Genomic DNA, 18,241 nt, shown 5'->3' with positions numbered 1-18,241 from the left:
AACTCGCTTGCCTTCATCATCTCACAGATTTTATGGTTTTCGGATAGGCCCTTAGGGTGGCCAGTTCGCTTAATAACCACGCCTGACTTGACTCGTCCCGAATTGATCGTGCTGCATCTAATAACGCCGAGAAATCGATTGTATTGAAGGTTGCTAGGATGCTTAACCCTACTGCTTGACTATAATCATCTTGAATTGATCGTGCTGCATCTAATAACGCCGAGAAATCGACTGCATTGATTGTGGCCAATCTGCTCAATAACCATCCCCGACGCAACCCATCTCGAATTGATCGTGCTGCATCCAAAGCCTCAGAGAAGCAGGCAGAATTTAGGTTTGCCAAGGTAATCAACGCCTCTGATCGAGTGATATCGCTTCCTCCAGTAGACCAAATAGATCGTGCCGCATCCAATGCTGTAGAGAAGTAGGTTGCATTGATGGTCGCTAGTTCACTCAATACCTTTGCTCGGCTAGACTCGTCCTGAATCAATTGTGCTTCATCCAGCAATGCTAAACAGTCAGTCCCATCAACGGTGGCTAATGCACTCAATATCTCTGCTCGCTTGGACTCATCTTGAATTGTTCGTGCTGTATCTAATGCTTCATTAAAATATGTAGAATCAATAGTAGCCAATTCACTCAATACCTCTGCCCGCTCAAACTTATCTTGAATTGATCGTGCTGCATCTAATGCTTCATCAAGATACGTAGAATCAGTAGTAGCCAATGTACCCAGCATTAATGCTCGGCTATACTCATCTTGAATTGATCGTGCTATGGCAAGTATCTCGTGGGTGTAGGCAGAATCAATGGTAGCCAATGTGCTTAACACCTCTGCTCGATTGTATTCATCTTGAATTGATCGTGCTGCATCTAATGCTTCATTAAGATGCGTAGAATTGACGGTGGCTAATGTGATCAATACTGTTGCTCGGCTGTATTCATCTTGAATTGATCTCGCTACTTTCAACAATGCAAAGCAATCGACCCCATCAATATTAGCTAATGTGTTCAATAACCGTGCTTGATTGTATTCATCTTGAATTGATCGTGCTGCATCTAATGCTTCAGAAAAGTAAGTCACATCTGAGGTTGCCAGAGTACTCAACACCTCTGCCTGAGTTTCCTCATTTTGAATTGATCGCGCCTTTTCAACTGCCAACCTAAAGAGCAACTTAGGCAAATATGGCGCAAGCTTTTCAATCACCTCAGCAATCTTTTCCTCGCCCTGCATCTGCTCTACATGTGACCAAGCTTGCTCTGGTGTCCAATACTGGCGCTTAACAAACTCCGCCATCATCCCGATCGGCAAATTCCCCACCAAACTATTCAGCGTTGCTGTAATTAGCGCATATCGACACTGCAACACGATCGACCTCGTATTATCCTCCTCATAACTCTGCTCCGCGATCGCCCACCCTCGCTTCACATCTTGCACAAAAATTGCAGGTTGCCCAAGGCGATCGCACGCCTCAAACCAAGCATTCCGCCCTTGATCATCGCTCATCGCCATCAGCGCATGAACCTCATCTTCCATACCTGCCTGCACAAAATGCCACGTCAAATGCCGATGAATATATCCATCATTTGGTAATCGATCCCAACGTCCCTGTGTCTTTTGGCGGTACCGATCCAACAGATGAGCATGAGCATCGGCAAGTGTTGAAATTGAAGTGTCAAGCGTCCCTTGTTCAATTAAGCCTCGTGCCATATCGTGCATCAAATCATGAACTCGATAGGTCGGTTCACCTTCTAGCGTCTCCGTCCCACTGGTGAGAAAGGATCGATTCCGCAGATCAATCAAGGACTTCTTCGCTTTCAAGGGTGACAACTCCCACAGCGTCACCGCCATCCGCGCATCCAGACTCACATCCTCTGGCAACACCCCCAACCACGCAAACTGCCGCAACTGTTCCGCACTTAACCGCCGCAGACTCAAATTAAAACAAGCCCGCAAACTATACTTGCGCTGCTGATTCTCATCCAGACAATCCCACGCCTCCGAAGAATCCAGCACCTCTAACGCCACCGATCGCCGCTCTGCTTCAAACTCTTGCCGCAAATCCTCCCAACTCAACCCATCCAGCACCTGATTCGCCGCCAAATCCAACGCCAACGGCAAATACCCCAACGACTTGGCAAACGCTTTTACTTCCGGTTCCTGCTCCGATTTCCACCGCCGTTTTAGTTTCTGACGAACTAGCGCGATCGCTTCTTCCTCCGACATCAAACCCAACGAATGAACCTCTGCCTCCTCAATCTGCGCCTCCCGCGTCGTCACCAACACCCGACACGCCGCACCGCCCACCCGAAAATGCTCCACATGCGCCCCATTCCACGCATCATCGACTACGAGCAACATTCGTTTATCAATCAGCAAAGTCTGCAAATAACTCGAAGCCGATTCCAACGTTGTTGCCGAATAGCTCTCCCGCGACTTATCCAACGTCCGAATCCAATCTCCCAGCAAATTCTGAAGATCAGGATTCTGCCCCAACGTTACCCACAAAATCCCATCTGCAAATCTCATTTGCACCTCAGCATCTAGCACCAGCGCTGCCGCCAAGACCGATTTGCCCAATCCGCCCAAGCCCGCGATCGCACGGACAACCAACGCTCGATCGTCTGCTGCCAACAGCTTCTGCTTCACCGGATCAAATGCTTCAGGACGTGGCACAAAGGTCTCTGGCAACCGCACCCCCGGAAATGGCGCACCTGCTTTCAAACCAGTCGCAGCACTTCTGAAAACTGGCGGTTCTAGAATTGGTTGACGCTGCTTAAACTCCGCTTGCAAACAAGCTTTTAGTTTTGTCTGCTTCCCTTTTGCTAATGTTTCTAGCTCTGGACAAAGGGGTTGCAGCTTGCGATACACCTCGGTCATCAGCTTCTTGAACGCAGCCTCTCCCGCAAAGCGATCGTGACCCTCGTCATCTTTCGTCTGGTTCGCAATCTGTTTCTCGGTCTTGGCAGAATTCCTAGGATCAAACCGTGCGATTAACGCCTGCTGCTGGTCATGGGAGAGTTCATACTTGGTTGCCATCTCCCCTAAAAACTCCACCCAATCCATAGGTTCAGCGTCTCACTGGCACTAATCTTCCACGTTGCTTCTACCATAATCCACAAACCCTCAACGACTTGGGGATTTTTTGTCGCGCTCGAAGCCAATAGTCTTGAATCATCGAAATTCAAAAGGCTCTCAACGATGTTAAATTCCACCCAGCCTATCCAATCGATCGAGCCTCAACTTCCAACGACTTTGCCCCAGATTCAGATTGACCCAACCAATCCGCTCTCCTGGGTGCTTGTCCTGACTCTGTTTCTCGGCACCACCGAAAGGCCCATCAACGCTATTGCGAGATTGATTCGTGCGATCGCAGCACTCCGAGTCACGATCGCTAAAACTCAGCGTGCTGCCAAGCAGATACCACAAGAGTCGCGTCGAAGAAAATAACCTATGCGGTTGGGGTCAGCAAGCCACAATCTATCCAGGTATCAAGCTATCAAACCCAGCTAATGCTGATCCCCACAAATATTCTTACTGTCCAGACAGCAGATCAAAAAAGCCGTCGTCAATGTCGTAGCCCAGCATTTGAGTCATTGCTTTGAGTCGAGAATTGCCCTCAATCCCCTGTTGTTTGAGCCAGTTGAGCAATACAAAGGTTTTATGCATCACATAGATTTCCAGTGCTTCAGGATTGTACTGAATGCCATCTTTGGGATGAAACTGATGCGGCACCAGCATGGCCGTATAGCGCACAAACTCACCCGCCTTCCAGTCCAACAAAAACGGCAACCACGGATAAAGCGCATCCAACCCAATAAACCAGAGACGAATTTCGGGCACTTCGGGTAGCTCTCTCGGATCTCCGGCTTCTAGCGGATAGTCGATCGCAAACTGCACCGTCTGCTCATGAGCGCTCACCTCAGACAACATCGGCTCGATCGCTTGAATCGCAGGAGAAAGATCGATCGTATTGATCTGATCAGCATTGAGATGAATAACAGGCATAAAAACGTTTTGCAGCCAGACAACTTAACCCATTATCCTACGGGACATCCGTTCTAGACGACTCAAAACTCCTCAACCTCGGACTGTGGGCGAAAAATTGGCAACAACACATTAAACGTCGAACCCTCACTCAGTCTGCTCTTAACCGAAATCGAACCGCCACAGTGCAGCAAGAGTTGTTGAACGATCGTCAGCCCCAACCCCGCTCCCCCCGAATCTTCTTCTACCGCTTGTCTGGCTCGATAAAAGCGATCGAAGATCTTGGGAATCTCGCTCGGCGCAATCCCAATGCCCGTATCGCGAAACTCAAGCTGCACATAGTCACCCTGCTGCTTGGCCCGCACCCAAACCTGACCGCCTCTCGGCGTAAACTTGATGCCGTTGTGCAATAAATTGATCACAATCTGCTTGAGCCACGTATTCAGACAAGAGACAGGCGGCAACTCTTCGGGCACGGTGTAAGCCAGCCGAACCCCCTTTTCTTCTGCCAATGGTTGATAAGTGCTGACCACTCCTGGCACCACATCGCTGAGTCGAAGCGCTTGAATGGTGGTTTGTTCTGCCATTTGATCCAGACTCACCAGATCGAGCAGGCTGGTAATCAGAGAACTTTGGCGATCGCACTCCTTCACCAGCAGATCCATATATCGCTGCTTTTGGGGCGGTTTGAGACTGGGCGAATTGAGGAGCGTCAGAGCAGTTTTCATGTTGGTGAGCGGCGTTCTCAACTCTTGCCCCACATTGTTGAGAAACTCATCCTTCAGTCGAATCGCATTCAAAAGCTCCTCATTTTGCAATTGCAGCAGGTGCGCCATTTCGGCCTGTTTGCGATAAGTGGTCGCCCGCTGCCAGAGGTCTTCTTGACGCTGAATTTGCTTCGTGAATAATTGCCCGACCAGACCCGGATTCAAGCTAGAAGGCTGAGACGTTGCGATTAGCGTTTCCCAGACTGCCGCATCCGAACTGTCTACAAACTGAGTCAGGCGATCGAGAAACTCGCGAATCGTCTGTGGCTCCATCGACAGCAACACAGACAACGACTGCTTTTTCTCCGTCGGTTCTTCTTGCGCCGTGTCAAACAAACCTGCCTCAACGCCCTCCACTCGAATGGATTGAGGTCTTGAGCGATAAGCCACCAGCAGACCACAAAACTGTTTTGACCAGATCAGTAAAAAATAATCTCGCTTAAGCTGACTCTCAGAAAGCGATCGCCACAGCGCCGGATGCTCGTGAGTCACATGGCCCGCATCGTCTGCCATATGGCTATCCGCAATTTCTTCAGCAGCGTCTTCTTTTTGATTTCTAAATAAGTAAACAGCTTCGGGTGGCGTTGCCGATTCACGATAGCGATCGATTTCAGCTTGCCAGGCTTCCCCACGAGGCATCTTTGCCCAAATTGAAGCCGAAATCTGCTGCTCGACTAGCAAATCAATCAGGCTGCTCACCAATGACTTAAAGGTGACCGGGCTGGTCTGTAGCACAAACGGCGTTTGCTCAGAACTGGCTGCCAATTCGTAAAGGGAAATCTCTGGAGTCACGAAGGAGGTCATAGGGACATTTGGGAGAAGAATCGGTATTGAATCGGTAAAATTGACTACTGTGATTCGGCAGCCGTTGATGGCGATCTGACCCCTTATATCTAGCCGCAATCTGCCAAAATTGCTAGTTTCTGAACGTTTTTCCGTAACATCCCTGAGACAAGGGTAAAACCACGTAATAGAAGAAATGAGGTCAGCGATCGGGGCAGTCTCGATTTAAGTAGGGAGGGATTCCTATGTCTAGAGGTTACCCTGATGACCAACGCAAAATTAACATTTTTGGTAAATTCCCTCAGCGCTTTTTCGGGGATCGGCTCATGATGAAGAAAATTTCAGAAAGTCAACCGTTACCCGTTAGATAAAGCCGCTTGCCTGGTTGACGGATTGCTCACACCGTCCAATCCAAGGTGCTTGCGGGTAACTCGAAAAGATCGCCTCTCTCTTCAGAAGAATGAAGATATCTGCATAAGTCTGCCTATCTATCAATGAGCTTTAATAAAGAGTTACATACTCTAGGCGTAACGGGATAGCAAACCTGTGAAGTTCTTCTCAGCGCTCCCGTTAGACCCAACTTGGACGAAACTCAACCTTCTATAGACGGCTATGGACAGCAGACAGTTTCCTCTAGTCTGACGAAATTGGTGACCCCCATGAACAATCAACCCACACCCGAAGTGAGTGAATTGCTGACCAGCTTAAAGCGGTGGATCTGGATTTTGTGTATTCCTGCTTGGTTGTTTGGCGCGATCGAGCGAGGCGCAACCGCTTTCTCTCATCCCTGGGTGACCCCTCTGGATCTGCTCCAGATTTTGACGGCGGCGTTCTTTCTCACAAGCTGGCTGCTACTAAAGCCCAAACGCTCTGACGAGCCGACAGCGTGAGATGACAAATATACCTGTAAGGAGAAACTAATATGACTGGACAAATGTGCTGGCTGGCAGGCTTTGGGTCAGGAAACAAAATCTTACATCTGAGAGAACAGCCCCTCAAGCCCTGGATGCCTTACACCGCTTTTCCGCAATACCGCGTCCCAGATCTACAAGTCCCTGGTGCGTCAAAAGGTTGGACAACTTACCAAAAGCTAAGACAGGCAGGTTGGGCGTTGATTCCGACAGCGGAGGCCTACACAAAAGTTGCGCCATCAGAAATCCAATTGCTCGTCGGTCAATAAATTCGTCTTCTAAACGTCAAGAACAACGTCAAGAAAACTGTGCTGAGGATTGCCACTCCCGAAATTCTTTCATCTCTCTTCACTCTGGCGAAGAACTAGCAGCGCCGATCGCTCTTCGGTGTACTGATTCGCTTTTGCATAGTCGCCCTGAGCATAGTAAGCCACCTTCAGCGTTCCTAAGATCTGTTCTTGGAGGCGAGGGTCTTGAAGCTTGCGAGCGATCGTCAGCCGCTGTTCGTGATAGGTGACGGCTTGAGTGCTTTCACCCAGCGCATCCCAAGAAACGCCCAAACTGCCCAAAGCTTGCTCTTCTGCTCGGAGATCGCCCACTTCTTGCGCCAGACAGAGCCGCTGTTGATTGTAAAAAATTGCGTTTTTGTGATCGCCTGCTGCATAAAAGGCATTGCCCAAATTTCTGAGAACCTGACCTTCTAGACGACGATCGTCAATCTCTTGCGCCAGTCTCAATCGCTGTTTGTAGTAGTCGATCGCCTGGTCATAATTTCCCAGCGCATAGTGGGCATTTCCCAGATTTTTGAGAATTTGCCCTTCGACGTGCCGATCTGCAAGTTCTTGAGCGATCAGTAATGCTTGCTGCTCACAGTCGATCGCACCCTGATGATCACCAGATGCTTTGTAAGCCAACCCCAAATTGTTGAGCGCAGCCATCTCTCCGCGTCGATCGTGAATTTCTCGCGCCAGGGTCAGACTTTGCTGCTGATATTCAACCGCCTTGGGGTGGTCTGCCAGGTGACGATAGGCATTGCCCAGCGTACCCAACACTTTGACGCTACTGAGGTAGCTTTTGATTTTTTGAGCCAAGCCCAGACTGCGTTGAGAATAATCGATCGCCTCAGCATAGTCTCCCACGCTATAGCAAGCCATTCCCAAACTGCCCAAAGCCTTCTCAACGCCCTGCTGATCATCAATCTCCAAATAAATCGCTTGGGCCTGCTGGAGTCGCTGAAGCGCGAGTTGAAACTGTCCCGCTTGATGCTGCTCGATGCCTTCTCTGAGCAAGCGATCGGCTTCTGATTTACGAACGTCTGCTGATTGAATCAGGGTCGCATCGCAAGGCTGAATGTCTGGAGAAATGGTTTCGCGATCGTCTCCCACATTCTCCATTTGACCGTGTGCTTGATTCCGGTCACTCATAATACACGCCTCTAAACTCGCTTTGCTGAATTCTTCCAACAAGACTGAGGGTTCAGCAGATCGAATGTTGCAGGGTCAGAGATGCGTTTTGTCTGCTCCAGCCTGCAATCTCAAATCTGATCAGCCTATCGGTTTCGAGGCTAACTTTTTTTCTGACAAGGCTAATCCGTAAATACGCTCACCTCCCGCATCCGTCTTTATAAAGTTCTCAGTGTCGTCCTCAGAGTTTTTTCTGGGCCAACCATTCCAACACCTGAGCATTCACGACTTCGGGGCGTTCGTCATGGGGACAGTGCCCCGTATCTGGGATGCCGACAAATTGCACATCATGGGTGTCAGTGAGCGATCGATAAATCTCAGCGCCTGCGATCGGTGTCCAGGGATCAGCTTCGCCCCACAACACCAACAGCGGCACCTTAATTTTAGGAAACAATTCCGTTGGTCGAGGGCCAGCCGGAGCCGAGAGAATCGACGCAAACACTTTTTGGGCACCCGGATCGCAAGACGGCTCGTGCAGCAGATCGACTAACTCGTCTGTAATTGCATCAGGATCGCGATAAACCTGCTTGAGACTGTTGCGAATTCGAGCTTTTTGACGGACGCGATCGAAGAGCCATGGCCCAAACGCTTGAGAACTCACAACTTTTGAGAAAGTACCCATGATCATCCGCAATGGCAGATTTAACTCTTCAGGTCGGTGATTGAGTCCTCCAGCAGGATTGAGCAACACGCCCCCAGCCGAGATTTCGGGATGTTCGGCTAACAGCATCAGACAGAGCAAGCCGCCGATCGAGTTACCGACAAATACGGTAGGCTGCTGAATCTTGGCGGCCCAAAAGTCGCGGATCAACTCGACCCAAAGCTCCAGGTTATAGTCCAATTCAGGCTTTGAGGAACCGCCAAACCCCAGCAGATCGAGAGCAAACACCTGGTAGCCAGCCTCAGCGAGAACGGGAATATTTTTGCGCCAGTGTCCGATTGAGGCCCCAAATCCATGAATTAATACCAAAGGCTGGCCTGTCCCCATAGACACATAGCGAATCTGATGCCCTTGCCATTCCCAAGTTTGTCGCTCAAAAGTTGCTGGAGTCGGAAGTTGCTCTACTGTCACGGTTCGTTTTGTGAAGTTTTCTTAAGACTTCTCCATCATAATATTTCACGTCTAAATTTTCAGCGTCCAGCGCGTTCTGAGTTAAAGCCACCTACTTTCCTGATTTCTTTAGCTCTGATGGCGACTGGAGCGCCTGGTCAAGAACAACGCGAGCGGTCTCGGCTTGAGAACGAGCTTCTCGGTAGCGCATGTTGGTCTGAGCATAGGTTTTGAGAACCTTGAAGCCTTCTTTGAGGCTGTTGATTTCTTCTTCGCTGACTAGCTCATCCGTAAAGAGAATGTCGATTTGTTCGCGAACTTGCAGCGCTTCAGAGCGTGATTCTTGAGCCTTGAGTTTGAGGGTTGCCAGACTGCTAAGAACCTGAACGGCTTGATTGAGGGCATCTTCATCACTGGAAGCGATCGCGCCTTGATCTTTAATTTCGATAAAGTGCTGCGGCCCAAAGCCATCCGTTAGCTCGGTGGGCAGTTTGCCGTCATCCATTAGTTCCATCAGTTGATCCATTGCCTTCTCGCGAGCTTTGGCAGAATCCTTACCAGAGACCGTGAGAATGACTTCGGGACTTTGAGCAAGCGTGTATTGAACCATAAAAAGTAGGAGGTAAGGAGTATGGATGTTCTTTTTTCATCCTTCTACATCCTATATGCTGAGAAGCGATGCGATTTCCTGATTTCCGGCTTTTTGGTTTTTCAGGCTTGACATCTCTATGAGTATCTGCAATAGTAGAACTTGTCCGAATTTTGCGGGTATAGCTCAGTGGTAGAGCGTCACCTTGCCAAGGTGAATGTCGCGCGTTCGAATCGCGTTACCCGCTTTTTAATTAAAAATTTTTTAATCCCAGATTGATGAATTCTCAATGCAAGAGTTGAATGTCTTCGACTAAAAGGCAGCACCCTAAAAGTCTCTAGAGCTTTCGGTAAATTAAGCTCCTTGACGCTGGGTAATACCGCTCTTCAACACGGTCATCGTTCTGAAATCTTCAACTCACAACGTACTTTTTGACAAGCTTATTACTGAATTGATCTTTGAATCGATCTATTGATTAATCTATTGACTTCCAGCCTGATTAAAATGGGTAACAGATCTTAAAAATCTTCAGATGAACGACGAATTTAAGCTCAAACCTTAAGCAATTGTTAGAGACTTAGCTCAATTCCTGCAAAAATTCAACTACCTGGCAGAATAGTGTAGTATCGAGCACAAAAACTGCTTGAAGAGTAAGTTTAAGTGTTCTAAAGTCATCAATCTCTTACAGATCATCTGACAGCTAAGTAAAAACTGTTGCCAGGTCAATCAAGAGAGTTTAGGAGCACGAGTTCGACAAGGAACATGGTAGTGACCAAAGAGCGACCACTTGCAGCATTATTTCGCCAGATTGGGGGCGGTGCCTTTCCACCTGTCGTTGAGACGTTTGAGCGAGGCAAAACGATCTTCTTTCCAGGCGACCCCGCAGAACGAGTTTATTTTTTAGTCAAAGGTGCCGTCAAGCTTTCGAGAGTCTATGAGGCGGGTGAGGAGATTACGGTTGCCTTACTGCGAGAAAACAGCGTGTTTGGGGTGCTGTCATTGATCACCGGGCAACGCGCCGATCGCTTTTATCATGCGGTTGCATTCACATCAGTTGAGTTGCTGTCTGTTCAAATTGAGCAGGTTGAAAAAGCACTCAAAGACAACCCTGAACTCTGTCTGCTGATGCTGCGAGGGCTGTCGTCTCGAATTCTACAAACCGAAATGATGATCGAAACGTTGGCGCATCGAGATATGGGGTCGCGTCTGGTGAGTTTCTTGCTGATTCTCTGTCGCGATTTTGGACTGCCCAGTCAAGAAGGGATCACGATCGACCTCAAGCTGTCTCATCAAGCCATTGCAGAAGCGATCGGCTCAACGCGGGTGACCGTGACTCGTCTGCTGGGAGACTTGCGACAGGACAAAATGATCTCTATTCACAAAAAGAAGATCACCGTCCACAATCCAGTCACCTTGAGTCAGCAGTTTACCTGATCGCTAGCCAGTCGGCGAAGCCTGAAGGCGTACAAATTTCAGGCTTCACACCTCGCCTATTACCAATCGTCTTCTCTAAATAGAAATTGACCTTCTGAATTGAGGTAGGGTGACTTCCAGCGGGTCAATTCTTTATCAGGGCAGATGTCTAGTCCTTCTCCCACGCCGTAGGGGTGCATTCCGCAGACTAGCACGTTGCCGTTGTAGGCTTGCCCATGATAGTGACGACAGCCGACACAGATGGGGTGTTGGTTGAGCAGCGGTTCTACAGTTTGCATCATCGGTTGGGCAGCTTCTCCGACCATGCCTTCAAACCCAAAATAGGCTTCTAAAACGGGGTTGACTAGCTCATTAATGTATTGGTCAATCTCATCTGTAAAGGTATTTTGTGCCTGTGCCGAAAGCTCGTCAGAAAGCTCTACAAACACGTTGACCACTTCTGTCACTTCTCTCGACACTTCAACAAAGAAGCCTTCGATGTGATCCGCGATCGTTTCTAACAGTTCAGAAAAATCTTTTTGCCACTCTTCCATAAGGTTCTCACCGGGGTTGCGTTCCAAAAGGGATGGATGATTGAGCGTTGATTCCCTTGTGTGAGGCTGCGCTAGATGGCTAAAGATTCCTACCATCAAAGGGTTCTATCCAAGGGAATAGCTTCGCTATCATAGCGCAAACTTTTATGGTTCAATCCGGTCAAAAAGAAGGCGATCGCTTTCTGATTTTGCGATTCTCACTAGCCCAAACGCATTGAGAAGATTCAGTGATTTCAGAAGATTTGCAAAAGACTATAAATCAAAAAGTTTCTTCATATGTTCACAACAATTATGCAACAGATTACGCGACAGAAATGCTGCTATCGCTAGAGGCATTGAGTTAGCTCTCTTGATTAGACTGAGCCTGATTCTAAATTGGGAGACGCTCGTTGTGAACAATTCGATCGTGATGATTTTACTCTTGGGGCTGCTGCTGATGATGCTGATTGCTCCTTTTTCAGCGCTATCTCTGGTGATGCTGGTAGTGTTGGTTTCAGCGATCGGCTGGACAGGTTGGCAGCTAATCCGGACGTTGGTCAAAGGAGACGCTTAACTCAAAACAAAAAGCAGGGATCAATGGGTTTTCTGTGGCTTTAAAGTATGAATAGGTCGAGAGTCTCGATCGCCTGATGCTTTTGTTAGATGACATCTGCAAAATTTTCTTGCAATTAGGGGACGGCTCAAGATCTAAAATGCTTTTTCTACCTACCCGTTATTTTGAGCTAAACCCATGAAGTCTTACCTGGCTGCTGCAATTCAAATGAACAGTCTGCCCGATTTACACAAGAATCTGGCGCAGGCAGAAGAACTAATCGATCTCGCGGTGCGTCGAGGAGCGGAACTGGTTGGGTTGCCAGAAAACTTTTCTTTTTTGGGAGACGAGCAGGCAAAACTAGCCCAGTCTGAGGAAATTGCTCAAGAGAGCGAAAAGTTTCTCAAAACAATGGCGCAGCGTTTTCAAGTCACGATTTTGGGCGGCGGTTACCCTGTCCCGGTTGGCAACGGTAAAGTCTACAACACCGCTTTGCTGGTCGCCCCCAATGGTCAGGAAATCGCTCGCTATGAAAAAGTACATCTTTTTGATGTCAATTTGCCCGACGGCAACACGTATCGCGAGTCGTCGATGGTCGTTGCTGGCTTGAGAATGCCGCCCGTCTACCCGACCAAAGAGCTAGGCAACCTGGGGCTGTCAGTCTGCTATGACGTGCGATTTCCAGAAATATATCGTCAACTATCACAGATGGGAGCAGAGGTGTTGTTTGTCCCCGCAGCGTTTACGGCACACACGGGCAAAGATCACTGGCAGGTTTTGCTACAGGCGAGAGCGATCGAGAATACCTGTTATGTGATTGCCCCCGCTCAAACCGGACGACACAATACGCTGCGTCAATCCCACGGTCACGCCATGATTGTTGACCCCTGGGGCGTGATTTTGGCAGATGCAGGCGACACACCAGGAGTAGCGATCGCGGCGATCGAACCCGCCCGTCTCGAACAAGTCCGCCGCCAAATGCCCTCTCTCCAACACCGAGTCTTTGTCTAGAGCGATGAAGGCTTTTGACTGAGTTCTGACTGAGTTTTGAATTTCTCGCTCACTCCTCACTCCTCACCCCTCACTCCCCACTCCCCACTCCACAATGTAAAGAAGCTTGTACCATTGGAAGGGACGATTTTGAGTGAACCATGATCGATCCCTTCGCCTGGATAACGGCTTCTATTTACGATTCTGTTTTTGTCATCCCTCCGATTTTGGCGACTGCCGCCGAGACTGAAAATCCTTCTCTCGTGCTGGCAGGCGTGCTGTTGAGTTTGGTCGCTGTCTATCTAGCCAGCAAACTTGGGGGAGAAATTTGCGCCCGCATTGATCTGCCTCCGGTGTTGGGAGAGTTGGTCGGAGGAGTCGCGATCGGGGTTTCTGCCCTCCATCTTTTAGTGTTTTCAACCGGAGGAAGCGACGCGAGTGGATCTCTGATCATGCAAATGCTTCAGATGTCGGCTCACGTCAGTCCTGCTGAGTTAAATGCTACCTTTGCTGCCCAGAGTGAAGTAATTTCGGTGTTGGCAGAGATTGGCGTTGTGATTTTGCTGTTTGAGATTGGGCTAGAGTCAGATCTCAAAGAATTGCTGAGAGTGGGCCCACAGGCGGCGATCGTGGCCTGCGTTGGGGTGGCGCTGCCGTTTGCAATGGGGACAGCGGGATTGATGACGATTTTTGCGGTTCCAGCAGTTCCAGCGATTTTTGCGGGGGCGGCTCTGACGGCGACCAGCATTGGCATTACAGCGAGAGTCTTGTCTGAGCTTCAGCGGCTCAGTTCTAAAGAAGGTCAAATCATTGTTGGGGCGGCTGTCTTAGACGATGTGCTGGGGATTATTGTGCTGGCGGTGGTTGCAGGATTAGCTAAAACAGGCGAAGTGCAGGTAGGCAACATTGTCTATCTGATCATCAGTGCAGCAGTCTTTTTGGTCGGGAGTCTCTGGCTGGGACTGTTGCTCAATCCGTTTTTGATCTCGCTGATTAACGAATTGAGAACTCGCGGACAGTTGTTAATTGTCTCCCTGGTTTTTGCGTTTTTGCTGTCTTACATTGCAGTCGTGATTCAGCTTGAGGCGATTTTGGGTGCGTTTGCGGCGGGGCTAATTTTAGCCGACACCGAGAAGCGCAAAGAACTGAGAGAACAGGTCGAACCGATCGCCGATATGTTGGTGCCAATCTTCTTTGTTGTCGTCGGTGCCCGCACAGATGTGAGCGTCTTGAATCCGTTTGTCGCCAGCAATCGGGAAGGCTTGATCATGGCGACCTTTCTCATCATCGTGGCGATCGCAGGCAAGGTCGTGACGGGCTTTACGCTGTGGGGTCAGCCAGACTTAAACAAACTGGCGATCGGCGTGGGGATGATTCCGCGAGGCGAAGTGGGGCTAGTGTTTGCGGCGATTGGGGCGACTAGCGGCGTGTTGTCGGAGTCATTGCAGGCGGCGATCGTGGTCATGGTGATTTTCACCACATTTATTGCACCTCCCCTGCTGCGCGTCGTGTTTTCTAAAGATGCGTCTTCAGAAGGCTTGACGGGCGAAGTTTCGGCGGTTGAAGGGCTGATCGAAGATGCGGTGGGTGATCGTCCACAGTCCTGATATGTGAAACTAGTCGGCGATCGCTTGCGTAAAGATACGGACAGGCGATCGCCGAAAAAATATATTCCAAAGAAGGCAACTATATTAGAATGCTGTAGCCTAAATCTAAGTTCACAAACGGGATAGATAGGCGGTCATACTAACTGGCAGGCGTTTAAAAATTTCATGCTGAGGGATTACTCTGCTCAAAATTCTATAAATACTTTCCGAAACTTGAGAACGGAGATCTGCGTCTGCCAAATTCAAGGGTGCAAAAGATTCTACTGAATAAAGCAGAATTTTCCAGAAAAGAGGGGACGATCGGAGAAGACTAAATAGGCAACGACGGCAAAATAGAAGTCAAAAAGATTGGGCTTTAGATCTGATTGGATGTTTACTATCGAACTTCTTTGCGAAATGATCCAAAACCTCAAGCGGTTGGTCTAAAGTCCAGTGTCTAATGTTTAATAGTCTGCGTCTGATGGTGATTCAATTTAACGGCGGGGTTAAGGTTTTTTCTGGCCCGGCCCTTTCTTGTCTGCTTGAAAATGTGCTTAATCATAGGAACTGTGGTGATTTTCTAACCCGATCGCGATGCGCGGCAAACAAGGAGCGATGACTTTGAAACGCAACGTATTTGAACAGGAAATAGAAAATAGGAACCTAAAAAAAGGAAGGCTAAATTTCTACTTTTTTTTCTACCTTTTGCCTTTTGTTCTATTTCTATTTCCTTCGGCTGCTGAGGCCGCAAGGTTACAGTTTTGGCGGTTTGATTCGAGTCAAAATCGCTTAGAGTTTACAACTGATAATGGGGTGCAGCCCAGGGCCCAACTGATTGCAAATCCGACTCGATTGGTGATTGATTTACCAGGGGTTATACTGGGTCGCGCCGCCATCACAGAATCTTACAGTGGGGCGATCAAGTCGGTGCGGGTGGGTCAGTTCGATCGCGGCACGACGCGGATTGTCGTTGAGATGGCATCGGGCTATACGATCGACCCCAGCCAGGTCAAATTTCGCGGGGACACACCTCAACAGTGGAGCGTCCAGTTACCCACGCCGCAAGTAGACAGGACTGCCAGCGCGCCTGACAATTCTGTGACGGTTCCCACTCAGTCGCCTATTTCTTCTAGTCCCGGTGTTAGCACTCGATCGTTTATTCAAAACGTGCAGCCGACCCCGGATGGGTTTTTTATCCGCATGACGGGGGGCACTCCACAAGTGCGATCGATCAGAAGCAGCGATCGGCGACAGATGTTTATTGATCTATACGGGTCAGCCCTTTCGCCGAATCTGACTTCTCGCAACTTTATCAGCGATCGCAATGGGGCAAGTCGGCTTCAGGTGTCTCAGCTTCAGGCTTCTGTGGTGCGTTTGACGCTGACCGTTTCGCCCAATAGCGCTGATTGGCAGGCGACTTCCAGCGGGACAAATGGCTTAGTGTTGTTGCCCCAGTTGGGGACGGCCTCCACGCCTCAACCAAGCAATCCGCCAAACAATCTGCCACCCATCGCTCAAAATCAGGGCGGCGTGGCTACCATTCAAGCGGTCGAATTGGATGAGGGCAGTCGCCAACTTTTGATTCGGGCTGATCGTCCCATCACCTATACCGCTGGATGGGATCGGGCTTCTAGTTCTTATCGCATCACCGTTCCGTCGGCTCAGTTGGATCGATCAGTGCGCGGGCCGAGCCTTTCTGCCAACAGTCCGTTATTACAGGTGCGGCTGAGACAAGAAGATGCTCGTACGGTGGCGATTTTGCTGTCTCCAGCGGCCGGGGTACAAATTGGCGATATCAACCAACCAACTCGGCAACTGCTTGCCCTACAACTACGGCGATCGGGGCTATTTGCGGTTTCACCTCCGAGCAGTTCACCGGGTTCTACGATTCCTGTGCCGCCTGCGACCAATCCGATTCCAACGGTGCCACGAGTGCCCAACGGACGGCGGGTTGTAGTGATCGATCCAGGACATGGCGGCCCTGATCCGGGAGCCGTCGGAATTGGAGGCTTGCTGGAAAAAGAAATCGTTACGGACATCAGCAGACAAGTTGCCGCGATTTTAGAACAGCAGGGCGTGCAGGCGGTTTTGACGCGATCGAACGACATTGACCTCGATCTAGAACCTCGCGTCGCCCTGGCCGAAAGAGTTAACGCCACTCTATTTGTCAGCATTCACGCTAACGCAATCAGCATGAGCCGCCCTGACATCAACGGACTCGAAACCTACTACTTTGATAGCGGGTTGGGGCTGGCCCAATCGATTCACAATAGCGTGTTGCAGGGTACTGGTGTCCGAGATCGCGGCGTTCGCAAGGCTCGATTTTATGTGTTGAGAAAAACCTCAATGCCGTCGGTGCTGGTTGAAGTCGGATTTGTGACAGGACGCGACGATGCTGCTAAATTATCGACAGCAAGTTATCGCAGACAGATGGCAGAAGCGATCGCTCGCGGTATTCTACAGTACATGCGTTAATTTGCTTGGCGATAGATTAAGGAGTGTGTGTGTGAGGAGTCAAAATTCAACAATGGGACAGTCCGGTCATTCAAACAAAGATTCAAATTCAAGCAGACCAGCCAATTTTAATTTAGACCCAAAACCTTCTAGTAACGCCCCCATTGGCATCTTTGATAGCGGTGTCGGGGGCTTAACTGTGTTGAGAGAGCTTTACCGTCAGTTGCCTCTTGAGTCGGTGCTTTATTTTGGCGATACGGCGCGGTTGCCCTACGGGACAAAATCTCCCAGTCAAATCGTGCAGTATGTGCGGGAGATTCTCACCTGGATGACCCACAAAGGCGTAAAAATGGTGATCGTGGCTTGCAATACCAGTTCTGCGTTGGCGATCGAGCAGGTGCGCTCTGAGTTTCCAGATTTACCGATCGTGTGTTTGATTTTGCCGGGGGCAAGAGCGGCGGTTCAAGTCGGTAAACGAATTGGGGTGATTGCTACGCCTGCGACGGCTGCGAGTAATGCTTATCGTCAAGCAATTTTAGAAGTCGATCCGACCGCAGAAGTTTGGCAAGTGGGCTGTCCCGAATTTGTGCCCTTGATCGAACAAAATCGGATTGACGAACCCTACACCTATCACATTGCTCAAACCTATCTAGCGCCATTACTCGAACAGCAAATCGATACGCTGATTTATGGCTGCACCCACTATCCGCATTTGGCTCCCGTGTTAAAGGCCATTTTGCCGCGATCGATTCAGTTAATTGATCCGGCGGTTCACGTCATCGCTGCGGCGGCCCAAGAATTAGATTTATTAGGACTGAAACACACTCGCCCTGCGATGCCCACTCAGTTTTGCGTCAGCGGTTCGCCCAAGCCTTTTGTGGAAATTTCTCGTCAGTGGTTGGGCTGTACGCCGATCGTTGAGCAGATCAGTTTGCCAGAAGTGACTCGTCAGACGATGGTCAAGTCTGAGGTTTAACGTGAATTCGATGAGAGTTTTTTGCTTCGTTGTTCACGGCTTCTGCCTCTCAAGCTGCCAATTCTGGGGGACTTTAAGAAAAGAATTCTGGTTCAAAGTCCCCGGCTCGTAGGGGATTTAGGGATGCCTAGATTAACGTGAATTCGATAGAGTTTTTTCGCTTCGGTATTTAACGCTTCTGCCC

16 protein-coding genes and 1 tRNA gene are annotated in these 18,241 nt (G+C 49.4%); 10 read left to right on the top strand and 7 right to left on the bottom strand.

Annotated elements, in window-relative coordinates; translation table 11 throughout:
• Positions 1-16 precede the first annotated feature (16 nt).
• Positions 17-3,040, bottom strand: a complete 3,024-nt coding sequence (locus ACKFKF_RS29035) for an NB-ARC domain-containing protein (RefSeq protein ID WP_446870852.1) — start codon at positions 3,038-3,040, stop codon at positions 17-19.
• Positions 3,041-3,202: 162 nt separating this feature from the next.
• Between ACKFKF_RS29035 and ACKFKF_RS29030 the strand changes: the two genes are divergently transcribed.
• Positions 3,203-3,451 carry a hypothetical protein gene (locus ACKFKF_RS29030; RefSeq protein ID WP_446870851.1) on the top strand — a complete coding sequence of 83 codons (249 nt, stop codon included), beginning with the start codon at positions 3,203-3,205 and terminating at the stop codon, positions 3,449-3,451.
• Between the two features lie 84 nt (positions 3,452-3,535).
• Here ACKFKF_RS29030 and ACKFKF_RS29025 read toward each other — a convergent pair whose 3' ends face one another.
• Positions 3,536-4,009 (bottom strand): CRR6 family NdhI maturation factor, encoded by a 474-nt coding sequence (locus ACKFKF_RS29025; protein ID WP_446870850.1) that lies wholly within the window; start codon positions 4,007-4,009, stop codon positions 3,536-3,538.
• Between the two features lie 62 nt (positions 4,010-4,071).
• Positions 4,072-5,559: an ATP-binding protein gene (locus ACKFKF_RS29020; RefSeq protein ID WP_446870849.1), complete on the bottom strand. Its 1,488-nt coding sequence runs from the start codon at positions 5,557-5,559 to the stop codon at positions 4,072-4,074.
• A gap of 638 nt (positions 5,560-6,197) precedes the next feature.
• Between ACKFKF_RS29020 and ACKFKF_RS29015 the strand changes: the two genes are divergently transcribed.
• Together ACKFKF_RS29015 and ACKFKF_RS29010 are read left to right on the top strand one after the other, a co-directional pair.
• Entirely contained in the window at positions 6,198-6,428 is a 231-nt protein-coding gene (locus ACKFKF_RS29015) for a hypothetical protein (protein WP_446870848.1), read from the top strand.
• Between the two features lie 32 nt (positions 6,429-6,460).
• Positions 6,461-6,718 carry a hypothetical protein gene (locus ACKFKF_RS29010; protein WP_446870847.1) on the top strand — a complete coding sequence of 86 codons (258 nt, stop codon included), beginning with the start codon at positions 6,461-6,463 and terminating at the stop codon, positions 6,716-6,718.
• A 69-nt stretch (positions 6,719-6,787) separates the two neighbouring features.
• Here ACKFKF_RS29010 and ACKFKF_RS29005 read toward each other — a convergent pair whose 3' ends face one another.
• The 3 genes from ACKFKF_RS29005 to ACKFKF_RS28995 form a co-directional block, all read right to left on the bottom strand.
• On the bottom strand, positions 6,788-7,873 hold the full coding sequence (locus ACKFKF_RS29005) for a tetratricopeptide repeat protein (protein ID WP_446870846.1): 1,086 nt from the start codon (positions 7,871-7,873) through the stop codon (positions 6,788-6,790).
• A 220-nt stretch (positions 7,874-8,093) separates the two neighbouring features.
• Complete coding sequence (locus ACKFKF_RS29000; protein WP_446870845.1) at positions 8,094-8,984, bottom strand: alpha/beta fold hydrolase; 891 nt, start codon at positions 8,982-8,984, stop codon at positions 8,094-8,096.
• 91 nt (positions 8,985-9,075) lie between these two features.
• Entirely contained in the window at positions 9,076-9,573 is a 498-nt protein-coding gene (locus ACKFKF_RS28995) for a hypothetical protein (RefSeq protein WP_446870844.1), read from the bottom strand.
• A 154-nt stretch (positions 9,574-9,727) separates the two neighbouring features.
• On the opposite strand from ACKFKF_RS28995, the gene ACKFKF_RS28990 reads away from it, so the two are divergent.
• Together ACKFKF_RS28990 and ntcA are read left to right on the top strand one after the other, a co-directional pair.
• Positions 9,728-9,799: transfer RNA gene (locus tag ACKFKF_RS28990), tRNA-Gly, on the top strand.
• A 515-nt stretch (positions 9,800-10,314) separates the two neighbouring features.
• Positions 10,315-10,986: a global nitrogen regulator NtcA gene (gene ntcA / locus ACKFKF_RS28985; protein ID WP_446859598.1), complete on the top strand. Its 672-nt coding sequence runs from the start codon at positions 10,315-10,317 to the stop codon at positions 10,984-10,986.
• Between the two features lie 59 nt (positions 10,987-11,045).
• On the opposite strand, the gene ACKFKF_RS28980 is transcribed toward ntcA, so the two are convergent.
• Positions 11,046-11,519, bottom strand: coding sequence for a hypothetical protein (locus ACKFKF_RS28980; RefSeq protein WP_446859599.1), 474 nt, complete (start codon positions 11,517-11,519; stop codon positions 11,046-11,048).
• A gap of 391 nt (positions 11,520-11,910) precedes the next feature.
• Between ACKFKF_RS28980 and ACKFKF_RS28975 the strand changes: the two genes are divergently transcribed.
• The 5 genes from ACKFKF_RS28975 to murI all read left to right on the top strand — a co-directional run bounded on the left by ACKFKF_RS28975 (position 11,911) and on the right by murI (position 18,057).
• Positions 11,911-12,072, top strand: a complete 162-nt coding sequence (locus tag ACKFKF_RS28975) for a hypothetical protein (RefSeq protein ID WP_446859600.1) — start codon at positions 11,911-11,913, stop codon at positions 12,070-12,072.
• Positions 12,073-12,249: 177 nt separating this feature from the next.
• Positions 12,250-13,062 carry a carbon-nitrogen hydrolase family protein gene (locus ACKFKF_RS28970; RefSeq protein WP_446859601.1) on the top strand — a complete coding sequence of 271 codons (813 nt, stop codon included), beginning with the start codon at positions 12,250-12,252 and terminating at the stop codon, positions 13,060-13,062.
• A 140-nt stretch (positions 13,063-13,202) separates the two neighbouring features.
• On the top strand, positions 13,203-14,648 hold the full coding sequence (locus ACKFKF_RS28965) for a cation:proton antiporter (protein ID WP_446870843.1): 1,446 nt from the start codon (positions 13,203-13,205) through the stop codon (positions 14,646-14,648).
• Positions 14,649-15,332: 684 nt separating this feature from the next.
• On the top strand, positions 15,333-17,102 hold the full coding sequence (locus ACKFKF_RS28960) for an N-acetylmuramoyl-L-alanine amidase (protein WP_446870842.1): 1,770 nt from the start codon (positions 15,333-15,335) through the stop codon (positions 17,100-17,102).
• 31 nt (positions 17,103-17,133) lie between these two features.
• On the top strand, positions 17,134-18,057 hold the full coding sequence (gene murI / locus ACKFKF_RS28955; protein ID WP_446870841.1) for a glutamate racemase: 924 nt from the start codon (positions 17,134-17,136) through the stop codon (positions 18,055-18,057).
• The last annotated feature ends 184 nt before the right edge of the window (positions 18,058-18,241 follow it).

The sequence above is a fragment of the Phormidesmis sp. 146-12 genome (assembly GCF_052939495.1).
The sequence above is the reverse complement of the archived record's forward strand: the minus strand, read 5'-3'. Positions and strand labels throughout refer to the sequence as shown.

Coding starts and splice junctions, on each gene's coding strand:
- ACKFKF_RS29035 (WP_446870852.1), bottom strand. CDS start 3,040: ATGGCAACCAAGTATGAACTCTCCCATGACCAGCAGCAGGCGTTAATC.
- ACKFKF_RS29030 (WP_446870851.1), top strand. CDS start 3,203: ATGTTAAATTCCACCCAGCCTATCCAATCGATCGAGCCTCAACTTCCA.
- ACKFKF_RS29025 (WP_446870850.1), bottom strand. CDS start 4,009: ATGCCTGTTATTCATCTCAATGCTGATCAGATCAATACGATCGATCTT.
- ACKFKF_RS29020 (WP_446870849.1), bottom strand. CDS start 5,559: ATGACCTCCTTCGTGACTCCAGAGATTTCCCTTTACGAATTGGCAGCC.
- ACKFKF_RS29015 (WP_446870848.1), top strand. CDS start 6,198: ATGAACAATCAACCCACACCCGAAGTGAGTGAATTGCTGACCAGCTTA.
- ACKFKF_RS29010 (WP_446870847.1), top strand. CDS start 6,461: ATGACTGGACAAATGTGCTGGCTGGCAGGCTTTGGGTCAGGAAACAAA.
- ACKFKF_RS29005 (WP_446870846.1), bottom strand. CDS start 7,873: ATGAGTGACCGGAATCAAGCACACGGTCAAATGGAGAATGTGGGAGAC.
- ACKFKF_RS28995 (WP_446870844.1), bottom strand. CDS start 9,573: ATGGTTCAATACACGCTTGCTCAAAGTCCCGAAGTCATTCTCACGGTC.
- ntcA (WP_446859598.1), top strand. CDS start 10,315: ATGGTAGTGACCAAAGAGCGACCACTTGCAGCATTATTTCGCCAGATT.
- ACKFKF_RS28980 (WP_446859599.1), bottom strand. CDS start 11,519: ATGGAAGAGTGGCAAAAAGATTTTTCTGAACTGTTAGAAACGATCGCG.
- ACKFKF_RS28970 (WP_446859601.1), top strand. CDS start 12,250: ATGAAGTCTTACCTGGCTGCTGCAATTCAAATGAACAGTCTGCCCGAT.
- ACKFKF_RS28965 (WP_446870843.1), top strand. CDS start 13,203: ATGATCGATCCCTTCGCCTGGATAACGGCTTCTATTTACGATTCTGTT.